Source organism: Streptomyces tatrensis (assembly GCF_049310065.1).
Taxonomy (GTDB): Bacteria; Actinomycetota; Actinomycetes; order Streptomycetales; family Streptomycetaceae; genus Streptomyces.
The window spans coordinates 1,921,697-1,938,035 of the sequence record NZ_JBMDLB010000011.1; the positions used below are offsets into that span (position 1 = coordinate 1,921,697).

Here is a 16,339-nt window from a genome sequence, read left to right on the forward strand (position 1 = left end):
GCCCGCGTTTGACCGGCATTCGTCCGGACAATCGGACCAATCCGAACAATCACTCGTCGGGGTCGGCCCGCTCCAGCGCCGGCCGCAAACCGGGCTCCGATTCGGTCAGCAGGTAGTCCGCGACGGCGGTGTCGGTGACGAGACTGGTGACCAGCCCCGAGCGCAGAACCGCCCCGATCGCGGACGCCTTGCGCAGCCCGCCGGCGATGGCGACGACCTCGGGGATCCGGCGCAGCCGGTCCGCCTCCACGGTGATGCACCGCTCGCCGAGGTCCCGCCCGACGCGACGCCCCTCGGAATCAAACAAATGGGCAGACATTTCGGCCGCGACGCCCAGCGAGGCGTAATGCGCCCGCTCCTCGTCGCTCAGCATGTCGTGCACCGTCGAGATGCCCGGCTCCCAGGACCCGATGGAGACGGCGGCGACCGTCACCTTGTCGAAGTACTCGAAGGCCCGCGCGATCCCCGTCTGGTTGCGGAGGGCGGCCGCGGTGGCCGGATCGGGCAGCAGCATCGGCGCGTAGATCGGGTGGGCGTCTCCGCCCGACACCTGCGCGGCCCTGCGCACGGCCTCCACGGACCCGCGCTCGGCCGTCCCCGCGTCGTACACGCCCGTCAGCTGGACGACGGTGCACGGAGGCAGCCGGTGCAGGGAGGCGGCCATGTGAATGGTCGACCGTCCCCACGCGAGGCCGAGCACATCGCCCTCGTTCACGAGCTCACCCAGCAGATCGGCCGCCACGGCACCCAGGTTCTCCGGGTCCGGCGCGTCCTCGGTGGCATCGGCGGGGGACTCCACGACCACGGCGTGCCGCAGCCCGTACCGGGCGCGCAGCGCGTCGGACCGCTCCGCGTCCAGTTCGGCCGGTACGCGGATCTCGATGCGTACGAGGTCGCGCTCCAGAGCGGTCTCCAGGACCCGGGCCACCTTGAAGCGGCTCACGCCGAACTCCTCGGCGATCTGGATCTTGGACTTCCCCTCCAGGTAGAAGCGGCGCGCCATGGCCGCCGCCTGCACCAGCTCCGCGGGTCCCATCCGCAGGGCTGACCGTCCCGCCGACATTGCAGACACCGCGTTCTCCTCACTGCTGTTCACACTCTCGTGTTCACACTCTCGACTCGCCGTTCATCCTGTCAGATCCGACGGCCGTTGATCAGCCTGCACAGCTCCCGTTCACCGAGCTGTTCACCAAGCCTTGGTTCAGTGGTCGCAAGCCCAGGGCGCGGCGGCGATCGCCGCACCCGCCTGGTCACGCAGCGTGCGTACGGCTGCCGCCGGATCGACCGCTCCGTAGACCGCGCTGCCCGCGACGAACACGTCCGCGCCGGCCTCCGCGCACCGCTCGATGGTCGTGGCGGAGACGCCTCCGTCGACCTGGAGCCACAGCTCCAGACCGTGCTTGGAGATCAGCTCCCGGGTACGGCGGATCTTGGGCAGCATGATGTCGAGAAAGGGCTGACCGCCGAAGCCGGGCTCCACGGTCATGATCAGCAGCATGTCGAGCTCAGGAAGGATGTCCTCGTACTGCTCGATGGGCGTCGCGGGCTTCAGCGCCATGGACGCCCGCGCCCCCTTGGCCCGGATCTCCCGCGCGAGCCGCACGGGCGCAGCGGCGGCCTCGGCGTGGAAGGTCACGGAGCCGGCGCCGGCCTCGATGTACTGGGGCGCCCAGCGGTCGGGGTCCTCGATCATGAGGTGCAGATCGAGCGGGATGTCCGTGGCCCGGCTGAGCGACTCCACGATCGGCACGCCGAGCGTGAGGTTCGGGACGAAGTGATTGTCCATGACGTCGACATGCAGCCAGTCGGCCCCCTGAACAGCCTTCGCCTCCTCGGCGAGCCGGGCGAAGTCGGCGGACAAGATGCTGGGATTGATCTGAACGGGCATGCCCCAAGCGTGCCATGCCGCCAACGCCTTCCGGCCACTACCCCGGAAGTGGAGCGTGAGCGGAGCGCAAGGGGCGGGATCGGGGCGCCTGGAGACGGCCCGAGCCTCTCCGACCCCGGCGCCCCCACCCTCGCTACCCGGTCCTCCGGATCAGCGCCAGGTACATCGCGTCCGTCCCGTGCAGGTGCGGCCACAGCTGTACGTCCGGGCCGTCGCCCAGTGCCGGGACCTCCTGCATGTACGGGCGCGCGTCGACCAGTTCCGCCGCGATCGGCGCCGCGCCCGCGCCCCGTCCCTTCAGTACGTCCTCCACGACCACCCGGGTCTCCGCCAGGTGCGGGGAGCACGTCGCGTAGCCCACGACGCCGCCCACCCGGACGGCCGACAGCGCCTCGCGCAGCAGCCCGCGCTGGAGCGGCGCGAAGCTCTCCAGGTCCTCCGGCCGGCGGCGCCAGCGCGCCTCCGGGCGGCGGCGCAGGGCGCCCAGGCCGGAGCAGGGCACGTCCATCAGCACGCGGTCGAAGGAGCCCGGCAGCCACGGCGGGCGCGTTCCGTCGGCCGTGATGACCTGGTACGGCCCGGGGTTGCCGGCGAGCGCCCGCTCGACCAGCCGGGCCCGGTGGGGCTGCTTCTCGGAGGCCAGCAGGAACGCCCCGCGCTGGGCGGCGAGAGCGGCGAGCAGCGCCGCCTTGCCGCCGGGGCCCGCGCAGCCGTCCAGCCAGCGTTCGTCGCGGCCCTCGACCGGGACGGCCGCCAGGGCCATCGCCACCAGCTGGCTGCCTTCGTCCTGGACACCGGCGCGGCCGTCGCGCACCGCCTCCAGCGCGCCCGGTTCGCCGCCCTCGGCCATCCTGACCGCGTACGGGGACCAGCGGCCGGGCAGCGCCGAGTCCTCGCCCACCGCTTCCAGCAGCTCCTGCGCCGTGGACCGGCCGGGCCGCGCCACCAGCGTGACCTCGGGCCGCTCGTTGTCGGCCTCCAGCAGGTCCTCGATCCCGGCTCGGCCGCCGCCCAGCGAGTCCCACAGGGCGCTGACGACCCACCTCGGGTGCGAGTGGAAGACCGCGAGGTGCTCCTCGGCGTCGTCCTCGTACGGCGGGGCGACCTTCTCCAGCCACCCCTCCAGGTCGTGCGCGGAGATCTTCCGCAGCACCGCGTTGACGAACTTCGCCCGCCCGTCGCCGAGCACCACCCGGGCCAGCTCCACGCTCGCGGACACCGCCGCGTGGGTGGGGATCCGGGTGCCGAGCAGCTGGTGCGCGCCGAGCGAGAGCACGTCGAGCACCGGCGGGTCGACCTCGCGCAGCGGCCGGTCGATGCAGGCCCTGATGACCGCGTCGTACGTGCCCTGGCGGCGCAGGGTCCCGTACACGAGCTCGGTGGCCAGCGCCGCGTCGCGCGCCTGGAAGGTCTCGTCCTTGCGGGCCTTCTTCAGCAGCGGCGGCAGCACGAGGTTCGCGTACGCGTCACGCTCGTCCACCGCCCGCAGCACCTCGAAGGCCAGCATCCGGACGGGGTCCTTCTTGGGCCTGCGGTACGGCTTGGCCGTCTTGGCCGGCTTGCCGCCGCTCTTGGGCTGTTCGCTCACGTGAAAGGTGCTCCGGATTTACGTACCGCTGGGATGGAACGAAAACAAACGGGTGAAACTCAGAAAATCAGCCTACGTCGGCTCCGCCACCCAGGCTCTCGCCAGGAGCGATCCGCACCCCGCGCGCCCAGTCGGCGGCCTTCATCGGCTTCTTGCCCTGCGGCTGCACCCAGAGCAGTTCCACGGCGTGCGAGCCGGTGCCGACGTGGACGTTGTTCTTGGCGGCGCTCAGGTCGCCCGGCTTCAGGTCGGTCCGGTCCGCGACCAGCCCGACCGAGACCAGCTTGAGGCGCTCCCCCCGGAAGACCGTCCAGGCGCCGGGCGCCGGCGTGCAGCCGCGCACCAGCCGGTCGACGCGCATCGCGGGGGCGTTCCAGTCGACCCGGGCGTCCTCGACGGTGATCTTCGGCGCGAGCGAGATCCCGTCCGCGGGCTGCTCCACGGCGCGCAGGGTGCCGTCCTCGATGCCGTCCAAGGTGGCGACCAGCAGCCCGGAGCCGGCGAAGGCGAGCCGGGTCAGCAGGTCGCCGCTGGTGTCGGTGGGCCGGATCTCCTCGGTGAGGATCCCGAAGACCGGGCCGGTGTCCAGCCCCTCCTCGATCCGGAAGGTGGAGGCGCCGGTGACCTGGTCCCCCGCCATGATCGACTGCTGCACGGGCGCGGCACCGCGCCACGCGGGGAGCAGCGAGAAGTGCAGGTTGACCCAGCCGTGCTTCGGAATGTCCAACGCGCCCTTGGGAATCAGGGCTCCGTACGCGACCACCGGACAGCAGTCGGGCCCGATCTCCCTCAACCGGGCCTGGAACTCCGGGTCGCGCGGCCGGGTGGGCTTGAGCACCTCGATGCCGGCTTCCTCGGCGCGCTCGGCGACGGGGCTGGCGACGAGGCGACGGCCCCGGCCCGCCGGTGCGTCGGGCCGGGTGACGACGGCGGCGACCTCGTGGCGCCCGGAGGCGATCAGAGCGTCCAGGGCGGGCACGGCGACCTCGGGGGTGCCTGCGAAGACGAGCTTCACTGGGGTCTACCTCGCTATCTCGGCTGTCAGCAGCACATCAGTCTATGGTCTGTCCGCCCGCGGTCCCACCTGCGGCGGGCTGCCCGCCCGAGGGGGCGTACGCACACACGCGCGCTCCTCGCATATGCCGACACGCCCCCACAGCGTGACCTGCCCACCGGGTAGCGCGTTGGTCAAGAGAGATTGACCGAAACGGGCCGCGAAACAGAACGGTGTCTGCGGCCCTATCCGCTCTTCAGCACCGGTTCGAGAGGCTTCTTCATGGCCGACCACGCCACCCACGACGCCCAAGCACGGGCCAGCCTGCACCTCCTGGTGCGGGACATCGAGCGGGTTCGCCGGCAGGTGGATGCTCTGCGTACGCTCACCGCCCAGCTCGGCAACGTCTACCGCCCGCGCCGCTCAGGGCCCTCCACGGGCTTCGTCGTCTATGGCCGGGCACCCGCGCCCACCGTCCGCCTCGCGCAGGAGCTGCGGGACAGCGTCGAGACGCTGGTCACCGCCGCTGTGGACTTCGACCGCTCGCTCGGCTTCTCGTGGGACGCGGTCGGCTCGGCGCTCGGTGTCACCAAGCAGGCCGTCCACCGGCGCTACGGTGCCCGGCGGGCGCAGAGCGCCGAGCCCGGCAGCGTCGAGCGCGAGCCGCTGGCCGAGGGCACGACGACCCGGACCCTGGGGCCCCTGCCCATCGTCCCGGCGGCGCGCTCGGTGCCGCCGCAGCCGGTGCGCGAGGAGGCGGGCGCGTCCCGCCCCGGCGCCTTCCCCGGCCCCCGCACCGGCTGATCCATCGGCGTCGGGACGCCGACCCCCGACGACGACTCCGCCCCCGGCGAACCGGCCCCAGGCCACCCCGCCGGGGGCTCCGTCGTCCCCGGCACCGGGAAGCGCCAGAGTGGGGTCCCCTACCCGCCCTTCCACCGTTCCCCGGGCTCTGCCCGGACCCGGTCCTCAAACGCCGGACGGGCTGGATACACCCAGCCCCGCCGGCGTTTGAGGCGCGGGGTCCGGGGCGGAGCCCCAGGGCCTCGGGCGCAGCCCGGGGCCCGACGGGTCAGGGCGGAGCCCTGGGAACGGTGGAAGGGCGGGTAGGGGACTCCGGCCCCGCAGGGCACACCCGGCCCCGCGTACGGAACCCTCAGCCGATGTCCAACGGATCGATCCGGATCCGGACCGCCTCCTCCGACGGGCCCCCCCGGGCCATCCGCGCGGCCTGCGCCGCCTTCAGCGCGGCAGCGAGCACGGCCCCGCTCCCCGGCGGCACCCGCACGAGCGCCCGCTCCCCCGGCGAGGCCTCCCCCCGCCGCCCAGGAACCGGCACCGGCCCCAGCACCTCCGCGTCCGGCGGCAGCCCGGCCCCCGCCAGGAAGGCTTCGACGATCTCCGCGCTGCCCGCGGCGACCGCCGCCATCCGGGAGACCGGCGGGAACCCGAGCTGCGCCCGCTCCGCGAGCTCCCGTACCGCGTGCCCGACGGGATCCCACCGCACCAGCGCCTGGACCGGCCGCAGCGTCGGCTCGGCGACGACCACGACCTGCCCGTCCCCGCGCACCAGCGAGGCCGCCGCGATCCACCGCCGCAGCGCGTCCTCGCCCGCCCGCAGGTCGGGCCGGCTCAGCATGGCCCAGCCGTCCAGCAGCAGCGCCGCCGCGTACCCGTCGCCCGCCGCGACCGGCTCGGCGCCGGGCGTGCACACCACCAGCGCGGGCCGGTCCGGCACCTCGTCCAGGATGTGGTCGCGCCCGGAGGTCCGTACGGGCACGGCCGGGAAGGCCCGCCCCAGCTCCTCGGCGGTCCGCCGCGCGCCCACCACCTGGGCCCGCAGCCGGAACGATCCGCACTCCTCGCAGTGCCAGGCCGGCTCGGCCCGCCCGCACCACCCGCAGTGCAGGTCCCGCGCGTCGGGCGCCTCCAGCGGCCCCGCGCAGACCGTGCACCGCGCCGGTGTCCGGCACCGCTCGCACGCCAGCCGGGGCACGTAGCCGCGCCGCGGCACCTGTACGAGCACGGGCCCGGCCTTCAGGCCCTCCCGTACGGTCTCCCACGCCAGGCTCGGCAGCCGCGCGGCCCGCGCCGCTCCGTCCCGGGCCAGCAGCTCGTCGCCGACGGTCCGGATCCGGGGCGCGTACGTGCGTACGGTCTCGCGGTCGGCGACCAGCGGGCGGGCCCAGCCGGACTCGACGAGCTGCGCGGCCTCGACCGTGCAGCTGGTGCTGCCCACCAGGAAGGCGCAGCCGTCGGTGACCGCGCGCAGTTCCAGCACCTCCCGCACGTGCGGGAAGGGGGCGTGGACGTCGCTGTGGCTGGAGTCCCCGTCGTCCCAGACGGCGACGAGCCCGAGGTCCCGTACGGGAGCGAACATCGCGGCCCGGGTGCCGACCACGGCCCGCACCGAGCCCCGGCTGACGGCCAGCCACTGGCGGTAGCGCTTCTCCGGCCCGGACTCGGCGGTCAGCAGCGCGTGCCGCCCCTCGCCGAGCAGGGCGGTCAGCGCCGCGTCGACGCGGGCGGCGGTGCGCCCGTCGGGGACCACGGCGAGGGCGCCGCGTCCGGAGGCGAGGGTGGCGGCCATGGCGCGGGCCAGCTCGTCGGCCCAGCCGGGGCCGGGCAGGGCCGTCCACACGGCGCGCGGGGTTCCGCCGCCCGCCAGGGCCCGCAAGAAGCCGGGCCCGGCTCCGTACCGCTCCCAGCCGGCGGGCTCGGGCGCGGCGGGCGGGGGCAGCGGTTCGGGGGACGGCTTGGACTCGGCGCGGGCGCTGCGCGCGGGCAGCGCGAGCTGGAGCACGTCGGCGAGGCTGCCGGCGTACCGGTCGGCGACGGCGCGGGCGAGGGCGAGCATGCGGGGGCCGAGGACGACCTCGGGCGAGACGACCTGGGCGAGGGCCGCGAGGGCCCCGTTGTAGTCGGATTCGGCACGGCGCTCGATGACGAAGCCGTCGATGAGCCCGCCGCCCTCGCGACGGCCGCCGTGCACCCGGTGGGAGCCCGCGCCGAAGCGGACCCGGACGCGGACGCCGGGCTGGGCGGACTCGGAGAGTTCGGCGGGGACGGCGTAGTCGAAGAGCCGGTCGAGGTGGAGCACGCCCTTGTTCACGAGGACCCGGGCCACGGGCAGTTCCTCGGCCACGGAGGCCCCGCGCCAGGTCCTCGGTTTGGCCTTGGGCGCCTTGGCCTTGGCCTCGGCGACCATCTCCCGCATCAGCGCGAGCTGCTCCGGCGGACCTCCCGGCCCGCTCCGCTCCCCCGCGTCATTGGTGCTGCTCACACCCGCATTCTTACCAAACCCCACCGACAACGGCGGACGGGGCGCCGCACGCGGACGGCCCCGGACCGCTGGGGTCCGGGGCCGTCCGTCGATCAGGCGGGTACTAGCGGGTACTACAGGCCGACAGCGGTGCGCAGGGCGTCCACGCGGTCGGTGCGCTCCCAGGTGAAGTCCGGCAGCTCGCGGCCGAAGTGGCCGTAGGCGGCGGTCTGGGCGTAGATCGGGCGCAGCAGGTCCAGGTCGCGGATGATCGCGGCCGGGCGCAGGTCGAAGACCTGGCCGATGGCGTTCTCGATCTTCTCGACGTCGACCTTGTGCGTGCCGAAGGTCTCCACGAACAGACCGACGGGCTCGGCCTTGCCGATGGCGTACGCGACCTGGACCTCGCAGCGCGAGGCGAGACCGGCGGCGACCACGTTCTTGGCGACCCAGCGCATCGCGTACGCGGCGGAGCGGTCGACCTTGGACGGGTCCTTGCCCGAGAAGGCGCCGCCACCGTGACGGGCCATGCCGCCGTAGGTGTCGATGATGATCTTGCGGCCGGTCAGGCCGGCGTCGCCCATCGGGCCGCCGATCTCGAAGCGGCCGGTCGGGTTCACCAGCAGGCGGTAGCCCTCGGTGTCCAGCTTGATGCCGTCCTCGACGAGCTGGGCCAGCACGTGCTCGACCACGAACTCGCGGATGTCCGGGGCGAGCAGCGAATCCAGGTCGATGTCCGCCGCGTGCTGCGAGGACACGACGACCGTGTCGAGGCGGACGGCCTTGTCGCCGTCGTACTCGATGGTGACCTGGGTCTTGCCGTCGGGACGCAGGTACGGGATGGTCCCGTTCTTGCGGACCTCGGACAGCCGCTTGGACAGGCGGTGCGCGATGTGGATCGGGAGCGGCATGAGCTCGGGGGTCTCGTCGCAGGCGTACCCGAACATCAGGCCCTGGTCGCCGGCACCCTGCTTGTCGAGCTCGTCCTCGTCGCCCTCGACCCGCTTCTCGTACGCGGTGTCGACGCCCTGCGCGATGTCCGGGGACTGCGCGCCGATGGACACCGACACGCCACAGGAGGCGCCGTCGAAGCCCTTCTTCGAGGAGTCGTAGCCGATCTCGAGGATCTTGTCGCGGACGAGCTGCGCGATCGGCGCGTACGCCTTCGTCGTCACCTCTCCCGCGATGTGGACGAGACCGGTGGTGATGAGGGTCTCCACGGCGACGCGCGAGGTCGGGTCCTCGGTGAGGAGCGCGTCGAGGATGGTGTCGCTGATCTGGTCAGCGATCTTGTCGGGGTGACCCTCGGTCACAGACTCCGAGGTGAAGAGACGACGGGACACAACGCTCCCTGGGGTTGCAGCGGCTGCTGGCTGAAATATTGGTGGAACCACATCGGAGGCTGCGCCCGATCACGTTCCGGCTGCAGTTTATCGGTCGCCACCGTTCGCCGGACCACCCGTCTCGCCCTATGGGAGCCGTGTGACCTGCGACACTCCATTCTTACCCAAGGATCAGCCTGCGGAAAGGGCCTCCGCTCAGGCGCGTCGCGCCGCGAGTCGCGGGGCGACCTGATCCCAAATCACGTCTGCCAGCGATTCCTTAGGACCGTAGGGGACGGCGAGCTCGCTTCCGTCGGAGGACAGGATGACCGCCTCGTTCTCCTCGGAACCAAAGGTCTTCGCCTCACCCACCTCGTTGACGACGAGAAGGTCACACCCCTTGCGGAGGAGCTTGCTCCGCCCGTTGGCGAGTACGTCGTCGGTCTCGGCGGCGAAACCCACCACGACCTGGCCCTCCCGGGCACGGTCGGCGGAAATCTCCGCGAGAATGTCCGGATTCCGTACGAGGGCGACCGGTGCGGGGTCCTGCCCGTCCTTCTTCTTGATCTTCCCGCCCGCGTACTCGGCGGGCCGGAAGTCGGCCACGGCCGCGGCCATCACCACCGCGTCGGCGTCCGCGGCGGCCTTGAGCACGGCCTCGCGCAGCTGCAGGGCCGTCCCCACCCGTACGAGGTCCACCCCGGCCGGGTCGGCGAGCGCGGTGTTGGCGGAGACCAGGGTGACCCGGGCCCCGCGGGCGACCGCGGTACGGGCGAGGGCGTAGCCCTGCTTGCCGGAGGAGCGGTTGCCGAGGAAGCGGACCGGGTCCAGCGGTTCGCGCGTACCGCCCGCGCTGATCACCACGTGCCGCCCGGCGAGATCGGGCTCGGCCGCCCCGGGCGCGAGGCTTCGCCTCCTCAAGACGCTGGCGCACACCTCGAAGATCTCCTCGGGGTCGGGCAGCCGCCCCTTGCCCGTGTCCTTGCCGGTGAGCCGGCCGACGGCCGGCTCGATGACCACGGCGCCGCGCCGGCGCAGGGTGGCCACGTTCTCCCGGGTCGCCGGGTGCTCCCACATCTCGGTGTGCATCGCGGGTGCGAACACCACCGGGCAACGCGCGGTGAGCAGGGTGTTGGTGAGCAGGTCGTCGGCCAGCCCGTGGGCGGCCTTGGCCAGCATGTCGGCGGTGGCCGGGGCGACGACGACGAGGTCGGCGCCCTGCCCGATGCGTACGTGCGGCACCTCGTGGACGCTCTCCCAGACCTCGGTGGAGGCCGGGTTCCCGGAGAGGGCGGCCCAGGTGGCCTCCCCGACGAAGTTCAGCGACGCCGCCGTCGGCACCACGCGCACGTCGTGCCCGGACTCGGTCAGCCGGCGCAGCAGCTCGCACGCCTTGTAAGCGGCGATCCCGCCACTGACTCCGAGCACGACCTTCGGCTTACCCACCACACACGCCCCTTCGGCTGACTGCGACGACACCTCTATGACACACCACAGGCCCGGCAGATGTTCTGCCGGGCCTGTGGTGAAAGGAAAATCGTGCCTTACTGAGGCGGGGCCTCGATGGCCTCGGAGGTCAGCAGACCCGCGTTGATCTCGCGCAGCGCGATCGAAAGCGGCTTCTCGTGGACGTGGGTGTCCACCAGCGGGCCGACGTACTCGAGCAGGCCCTCACCGAGCTGCGAGTAGTACGCGTTGATCTGACGCGCGCGCTTGGCCGCGTAGATCACGAGGCTGTACTTCGAGTCCGTGGCCTCGAGCAGCTCGTCGATCGGCGGGTTGATGATGCCCTCGGGCGCAGTAATGGAAGAGGACACGCTCTACCTTCCGAAGATGGGGTAAGACCTAGAAGTGTCGGATCCGGACCGCCCGGACCGGTTGAACACCGGTCAACGATCAGACGACATTCATCAACGTTAGCAGCTCGCGCGCCACGTCCTCGACCGAGGTGTTGACCAGGGTGGTGTCGAACTCGGATTCGGCAGCCAGTTCGATCTTGGCGGCGCCGAGCCTGCGCTCGACGACCTCCGCGGATTCGGTGCCCCGGCCGGTGAGCCGGCGGACCAGTTCGTCCCAGCTCGGAGGAGCCAGGAAGACCAGCTGTGCCTCGGACATGGACTCGCGCACGAGCCGTGCGCCCTGGAGGTCGATCTCCAGCAGGACCGGCTCGCCGTTCTCCAGGCGTTCCAGCACTGCGCCGCGCGGTGTGCCGTAGCGGTTGCCCGCGAACTCGGCCCACTCCAGCAGCTCGCCATTGGCGATCAGCTTGTCGAACTCGTCGTCGTTGACGAAGAAGTAGTGGACTCCGTGTCGCTCACCGGGCCGCGGCTTGCGGGTGGTGGCCGACACCGAGAGCCATACCTCGGGGTGAACCTTGCGCATATGCGCGACGACCGTGCTCTTGCCGACCCCCGAAGGGCCGGAGAGCACGGTCAGCCGCGGACGAACCTCTGCTGCCATAGAGCGATTATCCAGCTTCTCGGGACTGCCTGAGAACGCCGGGAGAACTTCGGACGACGCCTTAGGCGGCGCTGCCGCCGAACTCGCGCTCCAGAGAGGCGATCTGGTTGGAACCGAGACCTCGGACACGCCGGGACTCGGAGATGCCGAGGCGCTCCATGAGCTGCTTGGCGCGCACCTTGCCGACGCCAGGCAGGGACTCCAGGAGAGCGGAAACCTTCATCTTGCCGATGACGTCGTTCTCCTGCCCCAGCTTGATGACGTCGTGCAGGGTTGCGCCGGAGTGCTTGAGTCGATTCTTCACCTCGGCCCGCTCCCGGCGAGCCGCGGCGGCCTTTTCGAGCGCTGCTGCGCGCTGTTCAGGGGTAAGGGGCGGAAGAGCCACGCCTACGTCACCTCGGATGTCGAACTGTCGGATACGGACCAGTGAAATGCCGGAAGGCATCACACCAGGCGAGCGCCCGAACAGCGGTGGTGCTCGATCGCTGCTCGTTCACTCTGCTCGGAGACTAGCGGCCATGACCGCTCCAGTCAGCGAGAACGGACGAAAAGTCCTGGTCAGCCTCCACTGAACCGTACATCACGGACAAACCACCCCGGATTTGTCCGGTGAAAGACGTTCGAATCTCGTCAGCGAGTGCGATGAGCCAGCCCGACGGCGTCCTCGAACGCCCCGATCCCGCGTACGGCGAGTGCCGCGCGCAGGTCGTCGCGGATCCGCAGGGGTGCGGACGGATCGTTGAACAGGGCGGTGCCCACCGCCACGCCCGAAGCACCGGCGAGGACGAATTCGAGCGCGTCCCGGCCGGAGGCGATCCCGCCCATCCCGAGGATGGGAACCCGCCGGACGGCGCCGGCCAGCATCGCGCCGTGGACCTGGAAGACACAGCGGACGGCGACGGGCCGGATCGCCGGGCCGGAGAGGCCCCCGGTGACCCCGGCGAGGGCCGGGCGCAGGGTGTCGGTGTCGATGGTCATCCCGAGGACGGTGTTGATCATCGAGAGCCCGTCGGCGCCCGCCTCCGTACAGGCGGCCGCGATGTCGGTGATCCGCGTCACGTCGGGGGTCAGCTTGGCGTAGACGGGCAGTGCGGGGTCGGCCGCCGCCTTGACCGCCTTGACCACCTCGAAGGAGGCGTCGGCGTCGCAGGCGAAGACGAGGCCGCGGTTCGCGACGTTGGGACAGGAGATGTTGGCCTCGATGCCGACCACGCCGGGCTGCCCGGTCATCCGGGCGGCCGCCTCGGCGAACTCCTCCGTACGCTCCCCCGCGACCGATACGAGGACCCGTGCCCCGCGCTCGGCCAGCCAGGGCAGCTCGTGCTCGACGAAGCGGTCGATGCCGGAGCCCTGGAGCCCGATGGAGTTCAGCATCCCGCTGGGGGTCTCGGCCATCCGGGGAGTGGCCCGGCCGGAGCGGACGTAGGGCATCACGGTCTTGGTGGTGATGGTGCCGAGCTCGTCCAGGGGGGTGAACCGGTGCAGCTCGCGGCCGTAGCCGGCGCAGCCGGAGGCGGTGGAGACGGGGTTGGGGAGGGTGAGGCTGGCGCCGAGGGGCGCGGACATGTCGACGTCTTCGGGGCTCAGGGCATTCACCGGTCGTCGCTCGCCTTCGGGGTCATGGCGGCCGCGCCTTCGAGGTCCTCGGGCAGGGTTCCGGCGTCGTCCCAGCGGACGGTGGTGCCGTCGAAAACGGGTCCGGATGTGCAGGAGCGAAGGAAACGGGTGACCCCGTCGGGGCTGGTGACGGGCAGGACGCAGCTCATGCAGATCCCGATGCCGCAGGCCATGGCTTCTTCGACTGCGGTGTGGCTGGCGGCTCCGGCGGCCGTGGCGATCTCCGTGACGGCCTTGAGCATGCCCATCGGGCCGCAGGAGTGGACCTCGGTGGCGCCGGCCACCGTGATGGCCTCGGGGAGCACGTCGGTCACCCGGCCCCGCCGTCCGGCCGAACCGTCGTCGGTGACCACGTACACGTGCTCGGCGAGCGCCTCGGCCCGCTCGACTCCGAACAGCCGGTCCTCGGTGGCCGCGCCGAGCACGAAGGCGACCCGGCCGCCGCGCCCGAGGATCTCCTCGGCGAGGGCGAACATCGGGGCGCTGCCGTAGCCGCCGGCGACGAGGACGGCGCCGACCGGGCCGTCGGGGAGCGGGAAGGGGGTGCCGAGGGGAGCGATGAGGTCGACGGTGTCGCCGGGCCGGTGCGCGGCCAGTGCCCTGGTCCCGCGGCCGGCCTCGGCGAAGACGAACTCGACGGTGCGGGTGGCGGGGTCGGCGCGGTGGATGGAGAAGGCGCGGCGGAGCAGTGTGCTCGTGTCCCGGCCGCCGATGGCGAGGGCGCCGAAGTGGCCGGGGCGCACGCCGGTGACGCCCGGGGCGTCGAGGACGAGGTGGTGGTAGGCCCCGACGGGCGTGATCTGCCGGATCGTGGCGGCGGTCTGTACTGGGGGCACGCGGGGCGCTCCGTCCGGGGGTAGGGGCCGTAACCCCCCACCCCATGATCGCCCGGGGCCACCCCGCACCGCACCGGTCCGAAGCCCCGACCCTCCGGGCCCTACGCCCTGGCCCGCTGCGCGGGGCGGATTTCCCCTACCCGCCCTTCGCCCGTTCCCCGGGCTGCGCCCGGACCCCCTGGGGCTCCGCCCCAGACCTCAAACGCCGGCGGGGCTGGAATTGCCCTACGGGCAATCCAGCCCCGCCGCGCGGAAATCCAGCCCCTCCGGCGTTTGAGGAGCGGGGGTCCGGGGGCTGGCCCCCGGGAACGGCGCCGCACCCGGCAACGGGTCTGGGGTGGAGCCCCGGGGAACGGTGGAAGGGTGGGTCGGGGACGGCCCCGCAGGGCTACGCCGCGACGGCGGCGCGGATCTCGTCCGCGAAGGCCTGCGCGGAGGCGCGGAGCGCAGCCGCGTCCGGCCCGTGCTTCAGCACGCCCCGCGACACGTTCGGCACGACGTTGCGGACGGCCGCGCCGAACACCGCCGGCAGGTCCGCCGCGGTAGCGCCCTGCGCACCGATGCCGGGGGCCAGCAGCGGCCCGTTGATGTCCAGGTCGAAGGAGGACAGGTCCCCCAGCGTCGCCCCGACCACCGCTCCGAAGGAGCCCATCGGGGAGGCCCCCGCGTTCTCCGCCGCCAGGTGCGCCAGCATCGTCGCCCCGATCGTGCGGCCGTCCGACCGTACCGCCCGCTGGACCTCCGCACCCTCGGGGTTGGAGGTCAGCGCCAGCACGAACAGGCCGGCCCCCGACTCCCGCGCCAGGTCGACGGCCGGCTTCAGCGAGCCGTAGCCGAGGTACGGCGAGACCGTCAGCGCGTCGGAGAACAGCGGCGACGAAGGCGACAGGAAGGTCTCCGCGTACGCGGCCATCGTCGAGCCGATGTCACCCCGCTTCGCGTCCATGAGGACGAGCGTGCCCGCCGCGCGGGCGTCGGCCACCGTCTGCTCCAGGACCGCGATCCCGCGCGAGCCGAACCGCTCGAAGAACGCCGCCTGCGGCTTGAAGACCGCGACCGAGTCGGCCAGCGCCTCGACGACCGTGCGGGAGAACTTCTCCAGGCCCGCGACGTCGTCGTTCAGGCCCCAGGAGGCCAGCAGGGCCGCGTGCGGGTCGATGCCCACGCAGAGCGGCCCGCGGGCGTCCATCGCCTCGCGCAGGCGCGTACCGAAGGGGATCACAGGAGCAGAGGTCACAGCGCGGCCTTTCGGGTTTCGGCGCCCACCGCTTCGGCGAGCGTCGCGTACGGGCTGGCGGCCAGGCGCGCGGCCAGGCCCTTGTGGATGGCGCGGGCGTAGCAGGGGCCCTCGTAGATGAAGGCGCTGTAGCCCTGGACCAGGCTCGCGCCGGCCAGGATCCGCTGCCAGGCGTCCTCGGCGTTCTCGATGCCGCCGACGCCGACCAGGACCAGCCGGTCGCCCACGCGGGCGTACAGGCGGCGCAGGACCTCCAGGGAGCGCTCCTTGACCGGGGCTCCGGACAGGCCGCCGGTCTCCTTGATCAGCGAGGGGTCGGACTTCAGGCCCAGGCCCTCGCGGGCGATCGTCGTGTTCGTCGCAATGATGCCGTCCAGGCCCAGCTCCAGGGCCAGGTCGGCGACCGCGTCCACGTCCTCGTCCGCGAGGTCCGGCGCGATCTTGACGAGCAGCGGGACCCGCCGGTCGGTCACGACGCGGTCGGCCGCCTCGCGCACGGCGCTCAGCAGGGGGCGCAGCGACTCCGTGGCCTGGAGGTTGCGCAGGCCCGGGGTGTTCGGGGAGGAGACGTTGACGACGAGGTAGTCCGCGTGCCGGGCGAGGCGCTCGGTGGAGGCGACGTAGTCGGCGACGGCCTCCTCCTCGGGGACGACCTTGGTCTTGCCGATGTTGACGCCGACGACCGTCTTGAAGACGGGGTTACGGGCGGCCAGGCGCTCGGCGACGGCCGCGGAGCCCTCGTTGTTGAAGCCCATGCGGTTGATCAGCGCGCGGTCCGGAACCAGCCGGAACAGGCGCTTCTTCGGGTTGCCGGGCTGCGGCTCGGCGGTGACGGTGCCGATCTCGATGTGGTCGAAGCCGAGCATCGACATGCCGTCGATGGCGACGGCGTTCTTGTCGAAGCCGGCCGCGAGCCCGAAGGGGCCGTGCATCCGCAGTCCGAGGGCCTCGGTGCGCAGGGCCGCGTACCGGGGGGCCAGGTAGGAGGCGACGAAGGTGCGCAGGACCGGGGTGCGGGCGGCGAGGCGGATCCAGCGGAAGGCCGTGTAGTGGGCCTGCTCCGGGTCCATCCGCTTGAAGACCAGGTTGAAGAACAGTTTGTACATCGTCCGAAATATCCCTTTGGCACTCATGA

The 16,339-nt window shown here is 72.4% G+C and carries 15 protein-coding genes; 1 reads left to right on the forward strand and 14 read right to left on the reverse strand.

Annotation, left to right across the window (positions count from 1 at the left end; genetic code table 11):
* Positions 1-49: 49 nt before the first annotated feature.
* The 4 genes from ACODT5_RS24395 to fmt form a co-directional block, all read right to left on the reverse strand.
* Positions 50-1,063, reverse strand: a complete 1,014-nt coding sequence (locus ACODT5_RS24395) for a sugar-binding transcriptional regulator (RefSeq protein WP_422525016.1) — start codon at positions 1,061-1,063, stop codon at positions 50-52.
* Positions 1,064-1,201: 138 nt separating this feature from the next.
* On the reverse strand, positions 1,202-1,888 hold the full coding sequence (gene rpe / locus ACODT5_RS24400) for a ribulose-phosphate 3-epimerase (RefSeq protein WP_422521415.1): 687 nt from the start codon (positions 1,886-1,888) through the stop codon (positions 1,202-1,204).
* A gap of 133 nt (positions 1,889-2,021) precedes the next feature.
* Positions 2,022-3,476, reverse strand: coding sequence for an RsmB/NOP family class I SAM-dependent RNA methyltransferase (locus ACODT5_RS24405; protein WP_422521416.1), 1,455 nt, complete (start codon positions 3,474-3,476; stop codon positions 2,022-2,024).
* A gap of 67 nt (positions 3,477-3,543) precedes the next feature.
* The gene (gene fmt / locus ACODT5_RS24410; protein ID WP_422521417.1) at positions 3,544-4,491 is read right to left on the reverse strand and encodes a methionyl-tRNA formyltransferase; all 948 of its coding nucleotides are present in this window, start codon (positions 4,489-4,491) and stop codon (positions 3,544-3,546) included.
* Between the two features lie 261 nt (positions 4,492-4,752).
* Here fmt and ACODT5_RS24415 point away from each other — a divergent pair, with 261 nt between their 5' ends.
* Positions 4,753-5,274, forward strand: a complete 522-nt coding sequence (locus ACODT5_RS24415; protein ID WP_422521418.1) for a hypothetical protein — start codon at positions 4,753-4,755, stop codon at positions 5,272-5,274.
* 352 nt (positions 5,275-5,626) lie between these two features.
* On the opposite strand, the gene ACODT5_RS24420 is transcribed toward ACODT5_RS24415, so the two are convergent.
* The 10 genes from ACODT5_RS24420 to ACODT5_RS24465 form a co-directional block, all read right to left on the reverse strand.
* Positions 5,627-7,753, reverse strand: a complete 2,127-nt coding sequence (locus tag ACODT5_RS24420) for a primosomal protein N' (RefSeq protein ID WP_422521419.1) — start codon at positions 7,751-7,753, stop codon at positions 5,627-5,629.
* Positions 7,754-7,866: 113 nt separating this feature from the next.
* Positions 7,867-9,075 carry a methionine adenosyltransferase gene (gene metK / locus ACODT5_RS24425; RefSeq protein WP_422521420.1) on the reverse strand — a complete coding sequence of 403 codons (1,209 nt, stop codon included), beginning with the start codon at positions 9,073-9,075 and terminating at the stop codon, positions 7,867-7,869.
* Positions 9,076-9,270: 195 nt separating this feature from the next.
* Positions 9,271-10,500, reverse strand: a complete 1,230-nt coding sequence (gene coaBC / locus ACODT5_RS24430; RefSeq protein ID WP_422521421.1) for a bifunctional phosphopantothenoylcysteine decarboxylase/phosphopantothenate--cysteine ligase CoaBC — start codon at positions 10,498-10,500, stop codon at positions 9,271-9,273.
* Between the two features lie 98 nt (positions 10,501-10,598).
* On the reverse strand, positions 10,599-10,871 hold the full coding sequence (gene rpoZ, locus ACODT5_RS24435; RefSeq protein WP_266910431.1) for a DNA-directed RNA polymerase subunit omega: 273 nt from the start codon (positions 10,869-10,871) through the stop codon (positions 10,599-10,601).
* Positions 10,872-10,950: 79 nt separating this feature from the next.
* The gene (gene gmk, locus ACODT5_RS24440) at positions 10,951-11,514 is read right to left on the reverse strand and encodes a guanylate kinase (protein ID WP_327251766.1); all 564 of its coding nucleotides are present in this window, start codon (positions 11,512-11,514) and stop codon (positions 10,951-10,953) included.
* Between the two features lie 61 nt (positions 11,515-11,575).
* Positions 11,576-11,899: an integration host factor, actinobacterial type gene (gene mihF, locus ACODT5_RS24445; RefSeq protein WP_422521422.1), complete on the reverse strand. Its 324-nt coding sequence runs from the start codon at positions 11,897-11,899 to the stop codon at positions 11,576-11,578.
* A gap of 245 nt (positions 11,900-12,144) precedes the next feature.
* Positions 12,145-13,110: a dihydroorotate dehydrogenase gene (locus tag ACODT5_RS24450; RefSeq protein ID WP_422521423.1), complete on the reverse strand. Its 966-nt coding sequence runs from the start codon at positions 13,108-13,110 to the stop codon at positions 12,145-12,147.
* Entirely contained in the window at positions 13,107-13,967 is an 861-nt protein-coding gene (locus ACODT5_RS24455) for a dihydroorotate dehydrogenase electron transfer subunit (RefSeq protein ID WP_422521424.1), read from the reverse strand. Before ACODT5_RS24455 ends, ACODT5_RS24450 begins: the two co-directional genes overlap by 4 nt.
* Positions 13,968-14,355: 388 nt before the next feature.
* Positions 14,356-15,204, reverse strand: a complete 849-nt coding sequence (gene pyrF, locus ACODT5_RS24460) for an orotidine-5'-phosphate decarboxylase (RefSeq protein ID WP_422521425.1) — start codon at positions 15,202-15,204, stop codon at positions 14,356-14,358.
* Positions 15,201-16,310, reverse strand: a complete 1,110-nt coding sequence (locus ACODT5_RS24465) for a quinone-dependent dihydroorotate dehydrogenase (protein ID WP_422521426.1) — start codon at positions 16,308-16,310, stop codon at positions 15,201-15,203. The genes pyrF and ACODT5_RS24465 overlap by 4 nt, the downstream gene beginning before the upstream one ends.
* Between the last annotated feature and the right edge of the window lie 29 nt (positions 16,311-16,339).

Excerpts from the sequence above, each read along its gene's own strand:
- ACODT5_RS24395 (WP_422525016.1), bottom strand. The coding sequence starts at position 1,063 with ATGTCGGCGGGACGGTCAGCCCTGCGGATGGGACCCGCGGAGCTGGTG.
- rpe (WP_422521415.1), bottom strand. The coding sequence starts at position 1,888 with ATGCCCGTTCAGATCAATCCCAGCATCTTGTCCGCCGACTTCGCCCGG.
- ACODT5_RS24415 (WP_422521418.1), top strand. The coding sequence starts at position 4,753 with ATGGCCGACCACGCCACCCACGACGCCCAAGCACGGGCCAGCCTGCAC.
- gmk (WP_327251766.1), bottom strand. The coding sequence starts at position 11,514 with ATGGCAGCAGAGGTTCGTCCGCGGCTGACCGTGCTCTCCGGCCCTTCG.
- ACODT5_RS24465 (WP_422521426.1), bottom strand. The coding sequence starts at position 16,310 with ATGTACAAACTGTTCTTCAACCTGGTCTTCAAGCGGATGGACCCGGAG.